This window comes from Robertmurraya sp. GLU-23 (genome assembly GCF_052983275.1).
In genome coordinates this window covers 232,588-247,402 of record NZ_JBRKCV010000005.1, presented here as the reverse complement: position 1 = coordinate 247,402, position 14,815 = coordinate 232,588, and the positions used below count along the sequence as shown (strand labels likewise).

The window sequence follows — 14,815 nt, the reverse complement described above, 5'->3', positions numbered from 1 at the left end:
TCCATTTTATCTCTTCTGGATAATGAACTCTTGTTCCCATAGAAAAACACCCTCCTAAGAATCATATTGTATAAATACGATCCAGGGGGTGTTTTTTCCTTGTCTCATTTATCTGGGTCTCTCCATAGTTATCCGTGGCTTTTTTATATGCTTCGTGTATTTGTTCCAAATTTAATGGTCGCAGCATTCGGTTTTCTGGTTGATCGATTGGTCGAAATCCGAATTTTTCATACAGGCTGTGAGCATCCTTGGTGGTTAAATGAAAGGCAGCCCCCTTTAGCCTTGGCTCACTAACAATCGTTTCGATTAACCATTTGCTTAAGCCCTGGCCACGGTACTCTTTTATCACAAACACATCTGCTAAATAAGCAAATCTAACAAAATCAGTTATTACTCGAGCAAAGCCAATTTGCTTGGCTGAAGAATTTTCTTCTGGATTCCCATCAAACAGTCCAAAACATAAACTAGAGTTCTCTATGGACGTTACTATTAAATCCCGGGTCATTCCCTTTCCCCAATAGGATTCGTGACAGATAAATTGTTCAATAACATCAAGATTTAAAAGTTCTTTGTCAGTTGTAATGAAAAATTGATTATATGAGTAGATTGTTTTCAAGAAGAACACTCCTTTCCCTTCTTAACTATACCGATTTTTGGAATAATTTAAAATAATTAGTTTTTTATCCAATGGAATACCGATATAATAATAGAAGAGAATTCATTGGGAGGGGAGAAGGATGAAAACGAATACTGAGTCTAATATAGTGTTAGTAAAGGTGAATGGCCGAGTGGCAACGATACAATTGAATCGACCAGAGAGCCTAAATTCATTAAATTTGGAGCTAATCAAGGGATTGACGACAAAATTAAAGGAAATAAGTATTAAAGATGAAATTGATGTTGTGGTATTAACTGGAAACGAACGCGCTTTTTCTTCTGGTGGCGATATAAAAATGATGCTACAGGAGACGAATGAAAGCGATTTCTACAGTGTGATGGACAGCATTAACGAATTGGTTATGACTCTTTATTCGTTACCACAGCTTACTATTAGTGCTATATCAGGATCTGCCGCTGGTCTAGGTCTAAGTCTCGCTTTAGCGACAGACTATATTCTAGCTGATCAAAAAAGCAAGCTTGCTATGAATTTCATTGGAATTGGTCTCGTACCTGATGGTGGAGCTCACTTCTTCCTTGAGAAAAAGTTGGGTGAGGATCAAGCAAAACAACTTATTTGGGAAGGGAAAGTAATGACTGCAAATGAGGCATTTCAAAAAGGCCTCATTCATGAGGTAGCTCCTAATTATTTAGATGCATTGAATCAGAAGCTGGAGGAGTGTTTAAAGAAACCACTTCAAGCGATGATTAAAACAAAGAAAATATTGGTTGAAAAGAACCGTCCACAATTATTAAAAATACTTGAGCTTGAAAAATATGCACAACATAAAATGAGACAAACGGAGGACCACAAAGAGGGAATTCGTGCCTTTATAGAAAAGCGAAAACCTCAGTTTAAAGGGAAGTAAAGGAAACTCAGCCAATAGTTATTGGCTGAGTTTCTTAGGCTTTAAAAAGGATTAGATTTCCATCAGGAGATACAAGACGATATGTTTTTTTGTTTAGCTCTTTGTCTTTTAAGAGCACTTCAGCCTTATTCTTTGCTTCCATATCATTCTTCGCATCAATTGTTTCATCTATGATTTTTTCTCCAGTAGCTTCAAAGCAAGTTAATTTGTAGATCTTCATCCGTTTTTCCCCTTCGTAATAACTTCCTAGTTTTATTTTCACATAGGTGAGGAGGTTCTTGCAAAATAGAAATTACAAAAATATGTAACTTTTTCTATTCTAAAACGTACTACCTTATGGAAGAGGAGGGAAGGACATGGTTTTAAAAATTGAAAATATAACGAAGCGTTTTGGAACGTTTACGGCAGTGAATGATCTTTCATTAACTATACCGGAGCGAGAGATGTTTGGTTTTCTTGGGGCAAATGGAGCAGGGAAAACAACAACTTTTCGGATGATTCTAGGCTTAATGGATAGTAGTGAAGGTCAAATCACATGGAATGGTAAACCCATTAATTATTCAACGAGCAGATATATTGGCTACTTACCAGAAGAACGTGGACTGTACCCTAAATTAAAGGTAAAAGAACAAATTGTATACTTAGCAAGGTTAAGAGGAATGGAGAAGGGTGAAGCACAAACGGAATTAGACAAATGGCTCGACCGATTTAAAGTTCCTGAATATGCAAACAAAAAGGTTGAAGAGCTTTCTAAGGGAAATCAGCAAAAAATTCAGTTTATCGCAGCGGTTCTACACAAGCCAGAACTGCTAATTCTGGATGAACCTTTTAGTGGACTTGACCCTGTAAATGTCGAGTTGTTAAAAGAGGCCGTACTGGACTTAAAGAAAAACGGATCAACGATTGTTTTTTCAAGTCATCGCATGGAGCATGTAGAAGAAATGTGTGAACATTTATGTATCATGCATAAAGGAAGTCCTGTTGTACATGGATCTCTTAGGGATATAAAGAAAAGTTTTGGTAAGAAAAATGTTGTGATTCATGCTGATTTTTCACTTGACTATTTAAAAGGATTTCCTGGAGTGTTAAAGTACAAAAAGACTGCTGAAGGAATTCATCTTCAAATAACGGGTGAAGAAGTGGCGGAGAAGCTACTTAAGGAAATTGTACCTTATGGGTTTATCCGAAAATTTGCCCTTGAGGAGCCAAGCTTAAATGATATTTTTATCGAGAAGGTAGGTGCCTCGTATGAATAAGTTTTGGATTATCCTGGCTCATACTTACATGAGTAAAGTGAAATCAAAATCATTTATCATTACAACAGCTGTTACCTTATTGCTAATTGTGGGACTTACGAATCTCTCAAACGTGATGGAGTATTTTAATAAAGGAGAATCTGGAGAGGAAATTGCAGTAATTGATGAGAGTGGAGCACTCTTTTCTCCATTAAAGCAGCAAGTCGAAGCAGTCAATGAAGATATTACACTAACCCAATTTACTGGGGATGAGGAAGCGGCAAAGGAAGCGATTCGAGAAGGTGAATTTGATGGACTACTTCTTGTAGGTTTAAACAACGTGAACTTACCTGAGGCAACCTATCATGCCATGACCATTGCGGATACAAGCATTGCAAATGAGATAAAAAATAGCCTTCAGCAATTGAAAACACAGTTAGCTGCCACACAGATGGAACTCTCCACAGAGGAGCTAGCAAAACTGTATGAACCAGTTGACTTTGAGCAACTGGCCCTAGAAGAAAACGCAAAAACGGAGGAAGAACTAAACCAAGCTAGAGGACTTGTTTATGTACTTTTATTTGTCATCTATTTCTCTGTGATTCTATACGCAAACATGATTGCAATGGAAGTTGCGACGGAAAAATCTTCTCGTGTAATGGAAATACTTATTTCAAGTGTCTCCCCAATTAAGCAGATGTTTGCAAAGATTCTTGGTATTGGTTTGGTAAGTATTACACAAATGGCTGCTTTACTTGTTGTAGGTTATGTTTCCATGAAGCAGAATCTCGATACGATGCAAGGGGGATTTTTTAGCTATCTTGGTTTTGGAGATTTACCGTTAGCTACCCTTATATATGCTGTTGTTTTCTTTATTTTAGGATACTTCCTTTATTCCACTCTAGCTGCCTTTCTTGGGTCACTTGTTAGTAGAATAGAAGACATTCAGCAGATGATTACACCAATGACGATGTTAATTGTTGCTGGTTTTATGATCGCTATGTTTGGATTAGGTCAACCAGAAACACCTTTCATCACGATCTCTTCATATATACCGTTCTTTGCTCCCATGCTAATGTTTATGAGGGTCGGTATGTTATCGTTACCTGTTTGGGAGCCAATACTAGCGATTGCGATTCTAATCGTCACTATTATTCTTCTAGCAATCTTCGGCGCAAGAGTATATAGAGGTGGCGTACTCATGTATGGACGATCAACTTCTTTCAAAGACATTAAAAAAGCCCTCCAACTTACAAAGAATGAATAAGCAAGCTTCGATTTTGAAGCTTGTTTTTTTATTTAGTAAAGGTATTGAACTTTGAAAATTGTCCAGCTCCAGCACCCAGCAACTAGTGTACTTCGAGCTTCTCCCTACGATAAGTCAACATCGAAGCTCTTACGTTCTTCGTGTTTCCTTTATCTCAGTCGAAGCTCTCCAGTCCATACGTTGCTAAATGGGCGCCTCCACTTTTCGCTAGAACGTGCATTCGTATTTTTAAGATGCTAAAATATAGAAAAATAGAAAAATAAATGAGGAACGATTATGAAGCGAGTAAAATTTATTCATGCTGCTGATTTGCATTTAGATAGTCCGATGGTGGGTCTGAAGTCTTTACCAGCATCCATTTTCTCACGCCTAAAGGAAAGTACGTTTGTCGCGCTTGAAAAAATCGTGAATAAGGCGATTGAGGAAAAGGTCGATTTTGTTATTTTAGCTGGCGACCTATTTGATAGTGAGGATAGAAGTATTAAAGCCCAAACAAGACTGCGTAATGAAATGAAGCGGCTTCAAACGCATGGAATACCTGTCTTTGCTATTCATGGAAACCATGATCACCTTGATGGGAGTTGGGCTCATCTTGATATGCCTGAGAACGTACATATATTTTCCGCTGATGTAGAAAGAAAGGTATATAAAACGGCCACAGGAAGCCATATTCACTTATACGGTTTTAGTTACCCTAACCGGCATGTTTTTGAAAGAAAAATAGTAGATTATCGAAAAGTGGGCGAGGCGGATTTTCATATTGGGATACTACACGGAAACATCGAAGGAAACCATGACCATGGAAATTATGCGCCCTTTTCATTAAAGGAATTATTAGACAAGGATTTTGATTATTGGGCTCTTGGACATATTCATAAGCGCACGATCCTCTCACAAGATCCTCCGGTCATTTATCCGGGCAATACGCAAGGGAGAAATAGAAAGGAAACAGGGATAAAAGGAGTTTATCTGATTGTGTTAGAGGAAGGGAAGAAAAGTGTTGAATTCTTTCCTACCTCAGATTGTATATGGATAGAAAAGGAAATCAATGTAAGTGAAGTAAATGGGTTTAAACAACTTTACTTAACTTGTAAAAGCGTGATTGATGCTGAAAGGGAAAATAAGATAGGAATTCTGCTTAAACTCCATCTAACCAAGCTTTTAAAGGAAAATAATCCAAGTGAAAGAGACATTTTAAATGATCTATTGGAAGCTCTTCAAGAAGATGAAAGAGAAGAAGCTTCCTTTGTTTGGCCATATGCTGTAACTGCTGAAGAACAGTGCATCTGGGATCGGGAGACATTGGCAAACGAAACTGATTTTTATGGGGAGTTATTTCGCCTTTCAGATGAAATAGGGGAACTTGAAAGAGGGCTAGACTTACTATATCAGCATCCACAGGCAAGGAAATTTTTGAACCCACTAACCGATGAGGATAAAAAAGAAATGATACGATATGCGGAGAGTTTTCTAGTGGAACAATTGTTAAAGGAATAGGAGGTGAATGGCATGATAATTAAAGAAATACAAATTTATGGTTATGGTAAATTAGAAAATGTTACGATTTCGAATCTAGATTCCTTTTCTGTTTTTTATGGAGAAAACGAAGCGGGCAAATCAACAATCATGTCTTTTATTCATAGTATGTTGTTTGGTTTTCCGACAAAAGTCCAGGTAGAGCAGAGGTATGAGCCGAAATCAGGTATCAGGTATGGTGGGAAGCTCCTTCTTGAAACAAGTGAAAAAGGACGGATCGTTATTGAACGAACGAAAGGTAAAGCCACAGGTGATGTTACTGTTACTTTAGAGGACGGTACAAGGGGAGGAGAGGATCTCCTTAAAGAGCTGTTAACCCGTATGGATAAACCTCTTTACCAATCTATCTTTTCATTTAATCTGCAGGGGCTTCAAAATATACATCAACTGAAAAAAGAGGATTTGGGCAGGTTTTTATTTTCTACGGGTGCTGTCGGTACAGACCGTTTGGTTTCGATAAACTCGACCCTTCAGAAAGAGTTGGATGAAAAGTTTAAACCAAGTGGAAAAAAACCTGTGATTAATGAAAAATTAAAAGAGCTAAAGGAAGTTTATGGGCAGTTAAAGAGTTCAGAAAATAAAAATGAAGGCTATTGGCAGTTGGTACGGCAACGCGATGAGCTAGCGGAGGAAATCTCCCAACTTGCTCAAATAGAAGAAGACTTACTGCAAGAGCTACACCAGCTACAAGAATGGAAAAAGCTTGAACCAGTTGTACAAGAGCTTGAATATGTAAAAGAGAAAATAAAGGAAAAACCGCCTACTAAGTTTCCTGTAGATGGAATAAAAAGACTAGATCAAATCATTCAATGGATGAAGCCGTTGGAAGCTCAAAAAGCAAGGTTAGACAGGAAAATTCTAGAGCTTAATGAGGAGATAAGTAATTATCAACCAAATCTTGAAGTTTTAGGAAAGGAAGTAGACATTCAAGAAGCGTTGGGCAGACTTCCTTTACTAGAAACGCTCAGTGAGGAAGAAAAAAGTTTGCGCATTCAGCTAGAAAATCTACAGAGACAGAAAAGAGAGATGTTGGACAAATTACATATTCCTCTAAACGATGATACACTCTTGAATATTGATACGAGTATGTTTATGAAGGAACGTGTGAACGTAGCATATAAAAAACAATGGAAGCTCAATGAAAAGAAAGAAGAACTTGATGCGTTATTTGAGCAAGAAAAATTGAACTTAGAGTTACTTGAGAAAAGAATAGCATCTTGTAAGAGTGAGGTACTTTCGGAAAAGGAATTTCGTGAGCTTGAGGAAAAGGTAAAGCACTCAAGTCCATCTAGCTTGAAAAGTGAGCTATTACAAGTGAAACAAACAATCAATATGTTAATGGGATATGAAGAAGAGGCAAACAAGGAATCGAAGAATCGTTTCTTTCAATTACTGACATTTACATTCGTATGTATATTCCTTGGTGTGTTTGGTGTTCTGAAATCAGAATCCTTATTCATTCTTATTAGTATTGGTCTTTTTCTTATTGTGTTGTTTTCTTCACTTTTCACGAAAACGAAGAAAACAAAGAAAAATGTTCGAACGCAATTAGAAGAATTAATAAAAAAGGAAAAAGAACTAGATGTACAGATACAAGCATTAAATCATGAGAAATTTCTCGAGAATAGCGGTTGGTTGGAAAAGGAGAAACAAAAAGCGGAAGAGTTCAAAATTCTTAACGTTAAATGGGAGCAACAAAATAAACATTATGAACGAATTATTTCAGAGTTTGAAAAATGGGAAACTGAATCTGCTGAAATGGAATCAGAACGGAAATCTATAGCCCAAAAGCTATGTTTATCAGAAGAAATTACAAAGTCCTATTTGGTAGACGCGTTTGACCTCTTAGAACGTCTCAAGAGTATGATCCACGAGCAAAATGCTCTTCAATTACAATTGGATAAAAAGATGGACACCATTCAAAGGATTTCAAATCGTATTGAAGAGCTCGGGAGCTTATTTATTGTGAAACATCCACCCGTGCCACAACTAGCAATGGAACTAAGGGATCGATTAAAAGAAGAACAGCAAAGGTATATAATATTCAGTCGAAAAAACGAGAAACTCGAAGAAAGTATAGAGGAGCTGGAGAGGGTCCAAAGTGAGCTGCATCAGTATGTTACTGAAATGAAAGAATTATTTGTTTTAGCTGATGTAAACAATGAAGAAGAGTACCGTAGAGCAGGGCTTGAAAAGGACAAACTAACTGAGGGGAAAAATAAAGTAGAAGAACTACAAAAGCGAATCGCTTTTTCATCATTAACAAAGGAAGTAATCGGAAAATTAATCAAGATTACTGATATCGAACAAGCCATAATAGATAAGAGTACGGACATTGAGCAGAATCATAAAAGACGTGAGGAAGCTCTAAAAACTCTTTCTGAAACAAAATACCAAATTTCTATTCTAGAAGAAGGAGGAAGATATTCAGAACTCCTTCATAAGTATACGCAATTGAAAGCAGAGTTCGAGGAAGAAGCAAAGGACTGGGCACGCATTGCTCTAGCTAAAGAGCTTTTGAACAAAACCATGAAGGTGTTTAATGAAGAAAAGCTTCCGGCCGTTTTAGGAAAAGCCGAGGAATACTTATCATTTTTAACGAATGGCAACTATCAGCGCATCGTTCCAAAAGAGACTGAAAGTGGGTTTCATATTCATCGCAAAGATTATTCTGTATTCGAAGCTAATGAACTAAGTCAAGCGACCATGGAGCAGGTGTATGTTGCGATAAGACTTGCTCTTGTGACAACCATTTATAAAAAAAGACCCTTCCCTATTATGATTGATGATAGCTTTGTAAACTTTGATCATGTTCGTACGATTCGTGTTCTTCAATTATTAAAGGAAATAACGAATAACCAAGTTTTATTCTTCACTTGTCACCGTCATTTACTGAAGGATTTACAAGATAGCCATATCATCCGTCTCGAAGAAAATCCCGTTCCTCAATTGAAGTGAGGACGGGATTTCTTTTACAGCCAAAGAATTACCATCATCACCGTCTATGAATATTGACTTCTAAAATGATTAAATATGCTATACTAGAATCATAGAAAGGGGCGTATTTGATGTCAAAAGGTATCCTTGATTATGAAGTAGGAGAAGCTATTGAACAGTTTCTACTAATAAAAAATTCTGTAAAAGGGATCGCTAGCAATGGAAAGCCCTTTTTAACGATTATTTTCCAAGATCAAAGTGGTGAAATAGAAGCGAAACTTTGGGATGCATCTGATGAAGATGAGAAAACATATGCAGCACAAAAAATCGTGAGAATCGTTGGGGAAATACAGAACTACCGTGGACGAAATCAATTAAAGCTTAGACAAATCCGGCCTGCAGCTCCCACAGATTCTGTGAAGTTAGCTGACTTCCTGGAAACAGCACCAGTAAGTAAGGATGAAATGTCTAGTAAAATTACACAATATATTTTTGAAATGAAAAACCCTAATATCCAGAGAATTACAAGGCATTTATTAAAGAAACATTTAAATGAGTTTTTAGAGTATCCTGCTGCAACAAAAAACCACCATGAGTTTGTGTCTGGCTTAGCTTATCATGTGGTTAGTATGCTTGACTTAGCTAAGGCAATAGCTGAGCTTTATCCTAGTTTGGATAAAGATTTATTATATGCTGGAATCATTCTCCATGACCTGGGTAAAGTAACGGAACTATCTGGACCTATTTCGACCTCATATACCGTCGAAGGAAATCTTTTAGGTCATATATCTATTATGGTGAACGAAATTGGTAAAGCAGCAGATGAGCTTCATATTACTGGTGAAGAAGTTGTTATTCTTCAGCATCTTGTATTGAGTCATCATGGGAAGGCTGAGTGGGGGAGTCCAAAACCACCATTAATTAAAGAAGCTGAAATTCTTCATTATATTGATAATTTAGATGCAAAAATGAATATGCTAGACCGAGCATTAGAGAGAGTGAAACCTGGTGAGTTTACTGAGAGAATTTTCCCTCTAGAGCAAAGGTCATTTTATAAGCCAACATTTCATAAATAATACCTTACAAAAAATGCTCCCAATGGGCATTTTTTTGTTTTTTAACTCATATGGTTTATAAAGACTTGGACAACCATATGAGTTAAAGGAGGACGTTCTATGATACCGATTTGGATTTACTTTGTAGTTGCTGGTATTTTTATAAGTGCAATGATGGCACTTCGTACAGGGAGGAAAGAGAGAGAGGAAGAAATGCAAAGTATTGAACGAGAAGGAGAAATATATATGAAGAGGGTTGAGAGAGCCAGAGAGGGCCGATCAGCTCAATAAAAAGGGTTCCAGATAACTCTGGAACCCTTTTGCTTATAAGGCTAATATTAGCCTTGCGTTGTTGTTTCTTCACTGTCTAATGCTTTTTCTAAATCTTTATCTTGAATTTCTACTTTTGCATCCTTAAGTTCACGTTCCATTGCTTCAGTAATCGATGCTTCGTCTAGCTTGGACACTTTTACTTGATGTTCAATTTCAGCTTTCATATCTTCATATGATTGCTTTTCTTTCTTCTCAGTAACCTGGATAATATGGTAGCCATGTTCTGTTTTTACAGGATCACTAATTTTGTTGACTTCAAGTGTATAGGCAGCCTCTTCAAACTCAGCAACCATTTGTCCAGCTCCGAACCAGCCAAGGTCTCCACCGTTTGCTGCAGAAGCTGTATCTGTTGAGAATTCTTTTGCTACATCTTCAAATTTTTCTCCAGCATCAAGCTTAGCTTTTACTTCTTTTGCTTTAGCCTCATCTTCAACTAAGATGTGACGAGCTTTGATTTGTGGCTTATAGTTTTCGTAGTATTCCTTCATTTCTTCCTCTGTTGCCTCAATATCCTTTACAGCAGCTTTCTCTTGTAGCATACCAATTCTAAACGTTTCACGAAGGTCTTCTTCGCTATCGTATCCATATTGAGCTAAAGCAACTTCAAAATTGTCCCCTAGTTGTTCCTTTAATTCAGCGATTTTTTCATCTAACTCTTTATCGCTTACTTCATAGTTGTCAGAAAGAACTTTTTCATAAACAAGCTCACGTAAAGTAGCTTCCCCGTATTTTTCCTTCATTGCCTCGTAAAGCTCGTCCTTCGTAATATCCCCTGCAGATGTTTCAACAACCGCTGCAGAATCATTGGCATTGTTACATGCAGTTAACGTAACGATGCCAGCAATGACTGATAGGGATAACATCCATTTTTTCATCTTGAACACTCCTACAAAATTATTTCGTATCATTCGGTCACAAACATTACTATACCATACCTGATGGGAAGAGCAAAAAAAAAATCTGTTCCACAATGGTAAATCTTCAAAAATAAGTAAATAGCCCATCCCATTATGGGATGGGTTACATAATATAAAGGGAACTAACAATAGTTCAACCAAAAAATCAGGCAATCCTTCATGTTTATCGGAATGCCACCATTAAAATTAGAGAGAAAGGGAGGTTTTAATGATGGGACACAATGGCTTTGCGCTACTTGTTGTATTATTCATCTTATTAATTATTGTGGGGGCAGCTTATTGTTAAGCTCCATGTGAAATAACACGAATCCTTTTAACGGATGTAGCTGTACTTGAATAGGATATATTAACTTTCCTTGAGAGGAGGTGTTAGAATGGGTCACTCATATGGTGGAGGCTTCGCGCTAATTGTAGTATTGTTCATCCTTTTAATCATCGTTGGTGCTGCTTGGCTATAAGCGAATAAATGATTAAAGAAAAAGAGCGGTGGATGAATGTCCACCGCTCCTTATTGTTCTATGTAAATAGGATTTCTACATAGGAAGATATCAGAAGAATCGTTATTAATATATTAATTGTCCTAAATATTTGTGGCTGTCGTTCTTCAGGAATCTCTTTCTGTAAGCAGAGAGAGTTTGTAAGTTTGTTAATTTGAAATAAAATAAAAACCGCAAGTACTATAAAAAGAAAAATCATCGATAAATCCCTCCTATGGGAAGGTGTTTTCTTGTATTGTATCATAATCAATTTTTAAGTTAAAAGAAAAATTGTTTTAGCACTATTAGAGAAAGAGGACATCAGTAAGATGTCCCTTCCTTATTGATAATTAAAATTTCATAACCATCTTCGTTTTCTTCAATAAATGCGTTCTTAGGAGCGGTAATTACATCTTTCCCGCAAATAAGATCAGAAACAGACATGCCAATATGGTAAGCTATTAAAATCGTAAAATAGTGTGCGTAATGCGGAAATAGGAAACAAGCTGCCAACAATACTGAATTAATAATGACAAATGGCGATAGTAGAGCGATTAAAAACTGATATTTTTTAATAGGTTCAGTAATTTGAATTTTAATTGTTGGAATAAAACCAAATTTTAAATCTACCGTTTTTCTTACCTTCTCATTCAAATGAGCAATTGGTAAAAAATGTAGAAGTTTATGAGCCGGATACAGTAAAATTAATGCTAAAATAAAATAAATAAAATGGTTGTCATAAAAGGTTGTTGCAACAAATAAGTATGTTGCCGGAATATAAAGTAGAATAAAAGTAAATAACATAGTTAAGGCAGACAGTATAAAAAGTCGCTGTGATCCATATTGTCTCGTAAAGTTTATTGTTTTCCAGCAATTCAAGAGAATCAGCCTCCAAATGGAGATATAAGTATTTTGTAAGCTTCATATGTTCCACTTACTTTAGATACTTTACGATGAACAGATGAAAAAATCAATAGGAAAACAGCAAACATTTTTCGATAAATTTTTTGTCATATCATTTTACATTTTATACAATAGAATTTATGAAGAATAGAAAAGAGGTAGAAGGATGTTTGACGAGGAATTATTAGAAAGAATAAAGCGCTTAGAGTACCATCAATCCTTGCTTTTAAAGATGATTGGTAGCAATATAGCCAAATTTGATATGTTAGTAATTGAAAAAGGTTTATCGGAAAGTGATGTACAGGTATTTTGTACGAATTGTGAACGGTTGAGCATAGAATTGGAAGAACAGAAAGCGGAAGGCTTTGTCTATTTTCATCCGCTTTTTAAAAAGTTTAAAGAAGAATTACACCCACACTTCCAAGTAGAAGAAGTAATTCATGCATGTATCCTTCAAAGACTGTTTCTACCACTAATGGGTGAGCTTAAAAGGTACTTATGATTATACATACTCAGACGATGATTTTTTCTTTGTAAGCTTTCCTTCTTTTTCTTCAAAATCCTGTTCAATGTTTCTAAATGATGTTTCGAAAATCTCCATAAAGTCGTCCCCGTAAATATTTCGGACAATGGCCATTACTTCAATAATATCTGGAAACTTGCCGTACAGTTCCTTTAATGGCAAAGCACCTGAGAAAGCTGCATTTCCTGATGGCTCATAGTGTTCCATTAAGTCTAGAAGTATGCTTTCTCCTTTTTCCGTAATTTGCACATACGTGTTTCGCTTATCATTTTCCTTTTTAGAGAATTGTAAAAGTCCTCGTTCCTCTAGCTTCTTTGAAAAGTTAAAAGCAGTTGAAACATGCATGACCCCAAATTTCGCGACATCAGAGATGGATGCACCATTTAGATGGTAAGCAATCCATAAAATATGATGTTCATTAATGTTAAGATCATGTGGCTTAATCCACTGCTGCCAATCCTTTTCAATGGCTTTCCAGAGAGCTTTGCTTAATTGTGCAATTCTCTGACTAAATAGCATTGCTTCTTTCATTGTATAATCTTTTCCCGTCATCCCTATTAGTCACCCACTTTTTTTTGTCTATTATTTTCATTATGCCAATAAAACAAAAATTAATAAAGATGTAATTTACAAAATTTTTAGAAATTAGATAAAATTTTATTTCCAATTATGAATTATTCGATAGATTTATAAGATTTATGGTAATTAATGTAAAATATATTTCCTTTTTTTTAAAAAAATCCTTCTTTTCTTTTGAAAAAAAGGACAAACAAAAGCTTTCATTTCTATAGTAACTATTTTTTTTGTAAATCATTTTCAAGTTTTCGTAACGCTTCTTGAATCGAATCAAGCTCCATTTTTATTGCATTTTGGTTGTCGGCTGTAGACTCCTTCCACGCTTGTACACTAATTTTTATATCTTTAATCAAGCTTGAAAGGACAACTTTTCCTTCTTTAGTAACTGAAGTAATCTCCTTGCTCACATCTCGTATAGAAGTGCTTAGATTATCCAGATTTTGTCTCCAATCCTCTTCAGAACGTATTAAATTTTTTCGAAGTGCTTCGCCAGAGCGAGGAGTTGTTAGTAATGTAGCAACACCACTAGCAATTCCTCCCACTACCATTCCAAGAAGGACTTTTTTTGCATTCATACACTCACCCCTAAATATACGTTTATAGACCTTATATTAACATGATTCAACCTGGGTAAACATGTTGTGTCACATAGATTCTTATATACAAGCATATATATAAATATTTCATGAACAAGAAGGTGGTATAGGTGGTCAGCTTTTTAGTCCTAATAAGCATAATTTGTTTTGGAGCCGCAGTTTTCTTTATTTTATCGCTTATGAAACCGGGTTTTTATCCTCCAAAAAAGGTGTTAAAAAAGAGAGCAAGCACATTTTTGGGGACTGGGATCGTCCTTTTGTTAGCTGCCATTCTTCTATCTAGCATAAAATAGAAAAGAACCCTTGAAGGGTTCTTTTCTATTAACCAGAAATAACTTGCTGGTTAAGTTTTGTTCGTTTAACAATCACATAGGCAATTGGGTAAAGCACAATCATAGCAATTGTGTTAACCACAGTAGCAGGTAAGACCACACCAGCAAATAATGCTGCAAATGGACCTGGTAACCCAGCAATTACACTAGCTGAACCTAAGAATACAAGTCCAGACACAACTGTACCAACAGCAGTTAATACGCCAACACTGACCATATTGTTTCTAAATTTCTTAAGAGCTAGAAATAGACCAAAGAAAACAAAAGCAGTAATTGGCTTATCGATAATATTCGGGAATAGTCCTCCAGGAAAGCTTGTAGTTAAGCCAGAAATAATGCCTGTAACTAAAGATACAAGTAGCACATTTTTCTTTTCAGGGAAAAGCATAATTCCTAAAAACATCATCGTTAACATCATGTCAGGCTTCATTCCAAAAAGAATTGGTGGAACAACTGCATGTAATACCGCACCCATACCTACTAGTAATGATAGTGCAACAAGATTTTTCGTATTCATTTCTCATCTCTCCTCGTCTGTTCTACTCTCTTTTTCGTTCCTCCTATAGTGCACTCATTGCCTATAGCGAAAAACCTGCTCTTATT

General features: G+C 36.2%; 18 protein-coding genes. 10 read left to right on the top strand and 8 right to left on the bottom strand.

All coding sequences use genetic code 11. From position 1 onward, the window contains the following. Positions 1 to 61: 61 nt before the first annotated feature. Positions 62 to 616: a GNAT family N-acetyltransferase gene (locus ACVBAX_RS11580; protein WP_447117153.1), complete on the bottom strand. Its 555-nt coding sequence runs from the start codon at positions 614 to 616 to the stop codon at positions 62 to 64. Positions 617 to 737: 121 nt separating this feature from the next. On the opposite strand from ACVBAX_RS11580, the gene ACVBAX_RS11575 reads away from it, so the two are divergent. Beyond that, positions 738 to 1,526, top strand: a complete 789-nt coding sequence (locus ACVBAX_RS11575; protein WP_447117152.1) for an enoyl-CoA hydratase — start codon at positions 738 to 740, stop codon at positions 1,524 to 1,526. A 34-nt stretch (positions 1,527 to 1,560) separates the two neighbouring features. Here the strand turns inward: ACVBAX_RS11575 and ACVBAX_RS11570 are convergent, their stop codons facing one another. Next, positions 1,561 to 1,746, bottom strand: a complete 186-nt coding sequence (locus ACVBAX_RS11570) for a YhzD family protein (RefSeq protein WP_447117151.1) — start codon at positions 1,744 to 1,746, stop codon at positions 1,561 to 1,563. A gap of 136 nt (positions 1,747 to 1,882) precedes the next feature. Here ACVBAX_RS11570 and ACVBAX_RS11565 point away from each other — a divergent pair, with 136 nt between their 5' ends. From ACVBAX_RS11565 to ACVBAX_RS11540, 6 genes are all read left to right on the top strand, one after another. Continuing rightward, positions 1,883 to 2,782 carry an ABC transporter ATP-binding protein gene (locus ACVBAX_RS11565; protein WP_447117150.1) on the top strand — a complete coding sequence of 300 codons (900 nt, stop codon included), beginning with the start codon at positions 1,883 to 1,885 and terminating at the stop codon, positions 2,780 to 2,782. Continuing rightward, on the top strand, positions 2,775 to 4,028 hold the full coding sequence (locus tag ACVBAX_RS11560; RefSeq protein ID WP_447117149.1) for an ABC transporter permease: 1,254 nt from the start codon (positions 2,775 to 2,777) through the stop codon (positions 4,026 to 4,028). Before ACVBAX_RS11565 ends, ACVBAX_RS11560 begins: the two co-directional genes overlap by 8 nt. A 276-nt stretch (positions 4,029 to 4,304) precedes the next feature. Next, on the top strand, positions 4,305 to 5,525 hold the full coding sequence (locus tag ACVBAX_RS11555) for a metallophosphoesterase family protein (protein ID WP_447117148.1): 1,221 nt from the start codon (positions 4,305 to 4,307) through the stop codon (positions 5,523 to 5,525). Between the two features lie 12 nt (positions 5,526 to 5,537). Next, positions 5,538 to 8,522 (top strand): AAA family ATPase, encoded by a 2,985-nt coding sequence (locus ACVBAX_RS11550; RefSeq protein ID WP_447117147.1) that lies wholly within the window; start codon positions 5,538 to 5,540, stop codon positions 8,520 to 8,522. A gap of 110 nt (positions 8,523 to 8,632) precedes the next feature. After that, positions 8,633 to 9,577: a 3'-5' exoribonuclease YhaM gene (yhaM, locus tag ACVBAX_RS11545; RefSeq protein ID WP_430776539.1), complete on the top strand. Its 945-nt coding sequence runs from the start codon at positions 8,633 to 8,635 to the stop codon at positions 9,575 to 9,577. Positions 9,578 to 9,676: 99 nt separating this feature from the next. Continuing rightward, positions 9,677 to 9,847, top strand: a complete 171-nt coding sequence (locus ACVBAX_RS11540; RefSeq protein WP_430776540.1) for a sporulation YhaL family protein — start codon at positions 9,677 to 9,679, stop codon at positions 9,845 to 9,847. 47 nt (positions 9,848 to 9,894) lie between these two features. On the opposite strand, the gene ACVBAX_RS11535 is transcribed toward ACVBAX_RS11540, so the two are convergent. Next, the gene (locus ACVBAX_RS11535) at positions 9,895 to 10,764 is read right to left on the bottom strand and encodes a peptidylprolyl isomerase (protein ID WP_447117145.1); all 870 of its coding nucleotides are present in this window, start codon (positions 10,762 to 10,764) and stop codon (positions 9,895 to 9,897) included. 250 nt (positions 10,765 to 11,014) lie between these two features. On the opposite strand from ACVBAX_RS11535, the gene ACVBAX_RS11530 reads away from it, so the two are divergent. Together ACVBAX_RS11530 and ACVBAX_RS11525 are read left to right on the top strand one after the other, a co-directional pair. After that, the gene (locus ACVBAX_RS11530) at positions 11,015 to 11,092 is read left to right on the top strand and encodes a YjcZ family sporulation protein (protein WP_119710501.1); all 78 of its coding nucleotides are present in this window, start codon (positions 11,015 to 11,017) and stop codon (positions 11,090 to 11,092) included. 88 nt (positions 11,093 to 11,180) lie between these two features. After that, positions 11,181 to 11,264: a YjcZ family sporulation protein gene (locus tag ACVBAX_RS11525; RefSeq protein ID WP_119707122.1), complete on the top strand. Its 84-nt coding sequence runs from the start codon at positions 11,181 to 11,183 to the stop codon at positions 11,262 to 11,264. A gap of 58 nt (positions 11,265 to 11,322) precedes the next feature. Here the strand turns inward: ACVBAX_RS11525 and ACVBAX_RS11520 are convergent, their stop codons facing one another. Both ACVBAX_RS11520 and ACVBAX_RS11515 read right to left on the bottom strand, forming a co-directional pair. Beyond that, positions 11,323 to 11,502, bottom strand: coding sequence for a hypothetical protein (locus ACVBAX_RS11520; protein ID WP_119707123.1), 180 nt, complete (start codon positions 11,500 to 11,502; stop codon positions 11,323 to 11,325). 101 nt (positions 11,503 to 11,603) lie between these two features. Then, positions 11,604 to 12,161, bottom strand: coding sequence for a DUF3267 domain-containing protein (locus ACVBAX_RS11515; RefSeq protein WP_447117144.1), 558 nt, complete (start codon positions 12,159 to 12,161; stop codon positions 11,604 to 11,606). Positions 12,162 to 12,351: 190 nt separating this feature from the next. Between ACVBAX_RS11515 and ACVBAX_RS11510 the strand changes: the two genes are divergently transcribed. Continuing rightward, positions 12,352 to 12,687 (top strand): DUF1878 family protein, encoded by a 336-nt coding sequence (locus ACVBAX_RS11510; protein WP_447117143.1) that lies wholly within the window; start codon positions 12,352 to 12,354, stop codon positions 12,685 to 12,687. Here ACVBAX_RS11510 and ACVBAX_RS11505 read toward each other — a convergent pair whose 3' ends face one another. From ACVBAX_RS11505 to ACVBAX_RS11495, 3 genes are all read right to left on the bottom strand, one after another. Next, positions 12,688 to 13,260 (bottom strand): HTH-type transcriptional regulator Hpr, encoded by a 573-nt coding sequence (locus ACVBAX_RS11505; RefSeq protein ID WP_430776544.1) that lies wholly within the window; start codon positions 13,258 to 13,260, stop codon positions 12,688 to 12,690. A gap of 242 nt (positions 13,261 to 13,502) precedes the next feature. Further along, positions 13,503 to 13,859 (bottom strand): YtxH domain-containing protein, encoded by a 357-nt coding sequence (locus tag ACVBAX_RS11500; RefSeq protein WP_447117141.1) that lies wholly within the window; start codon positions 13,857 to 13,859, stop codon positions 13,503 to 13,505. 342 nt (positions 13,860 to 14,201) lie between these two features. Continuing rightward, on the bottom strand, positions 14,202 to 14,729 hold the full coding sequence (locus tag ACVBAX_RS11495) for a tryptophan transporter (protein WP_119707128.1): 528 nt from the start codon (positions 14,727 to 14,729) through the stop codon (positions 14,202 to 14,204). Positions 14,730 to 14,815 lie beyond the last annotated feature (86 nt).

What these genes read in the sequence shown, in the direction of transcription:
- ACVBAX_RS11535 (WP_447117145.1), bottom strand. Translation starts at nt 10,764, where the DNA reads ATGAAAAAATGGATGTTATCCCTATCAGTCATTGCTGGCATCGTTACG.
- ACVBAX_RS11520 (WP_119707123.1), bottom strand. Translation starts at nt 11,502, where the DNA reads ATGATTTTTCTTTTTATAGTACTTGCGGTTTTTATTTTATTTCAAATT.
- ACVBAX_RS11540 (WP_430776540.1), top strand. Translation starts at nt 9,677, where the DNA reads ATGATACCGATTTGGATTTACTTTGTAGTTGCTGGTATTTTTATAAGT.
- ACVBAX_RS11570 (WP_447117151.1), bottom strand. Translation starts at nt 1,746, where the DNA reads ATGAAGATCTACAAATTAACTTGCTTTGAAGCTACTGGAGAAAAAATC.
- ACVBAX_RS11500 (WP_447117141.1), bottom strand. Translation starts at nt 13,859, where the DNA reads ATGAATGCAAAAAAAGTCCTTCTTGGAATGGTAGTGGGAGGAATTGCT.
- ACVBAX_RS11495 (WP_119707128.1), bottom strand. Translation starts at nt 14,729, where the DNA reads ATGAATACGAAAAATCTTGTTGCACTATCATTACTAGTAGGTATGGGT.
- ACVBAX_RS11575 (WP_447117152.1), top strand. Translation starts at nt 738, where the DNA reads ATGAAAACGAATACTGAGTCTAATATAGTGTTAGTAAAGGTGAATGGC.
- ACVBAX_RS11560 (WP_447117149.1), top strand. Translation starts at nt 2,775, where the DNA reads ATGAATAAGTTTTGGATTATCCTGGCTCATACTTACATGAGTAAAGTG.
- ACVBAX_RS11550 (WP_447117147.1), top strand. Translation starts at nt 5,538, where the DNA reads ATGATAATTAAAGAAATACAAATTTATGGTTATGGTAAATTAGAAAAT.
- ACVBAX_RS11555 (WP_447117148.1), top strand. Translation starts at nt 4,305, where the DNA reads ATGAAGCGAGTAAAATTTATTCATGCTGCTGATTTGCATTTAGATAGT.
- ACVBAX_RS11530 (WP_119710501.1), top strand. Translation starts at nt 11,015, where the DNA reads ATGATGGGACACAATGGCTTTGCGCTACTTGTTGTATTATTCATCTTA.
- yhaM (WP_430776539.1), top strand. Translation starts at nt 8,633, where the DNA reads ATGTCAAAAGGTATCCTTGATTATGAAGTAGGAGAAGCTATTGAACAG.
- ACVBAX_RS11525 (WP_119707122.1), top strand. Translation starts at nt 11,181, where the DNA reads ATGGGTCACTCATATGGTGGAGGCTTCGCGCTAATTGTAGTATTGTTC.
- ACVBAX_RS11510 (WP_447117143.1), top strand. Translation starts at nt 12,352, where the DNA reads ATGTTTGACGAGGAATTATTAGAAAGAATAAAGCGCTTAGAGTACCAT.
- ACVBAX_RS11505 (WP_430776544.1), bottom strand. Translation starts at nt 13,260, where the DNA reads ATGACGGGAAAAGATTATACAATGAAAGAAGCAATGCTATTTAGTCAG.
- ACVBAX_RS11565 (WP_447117150.1), top strand. Translation starts at nt 1,883, where the DNA reads ATGGTTTTAAAAATTGAAAATATAACGAAGCGTTTTGGAACGTTTACG.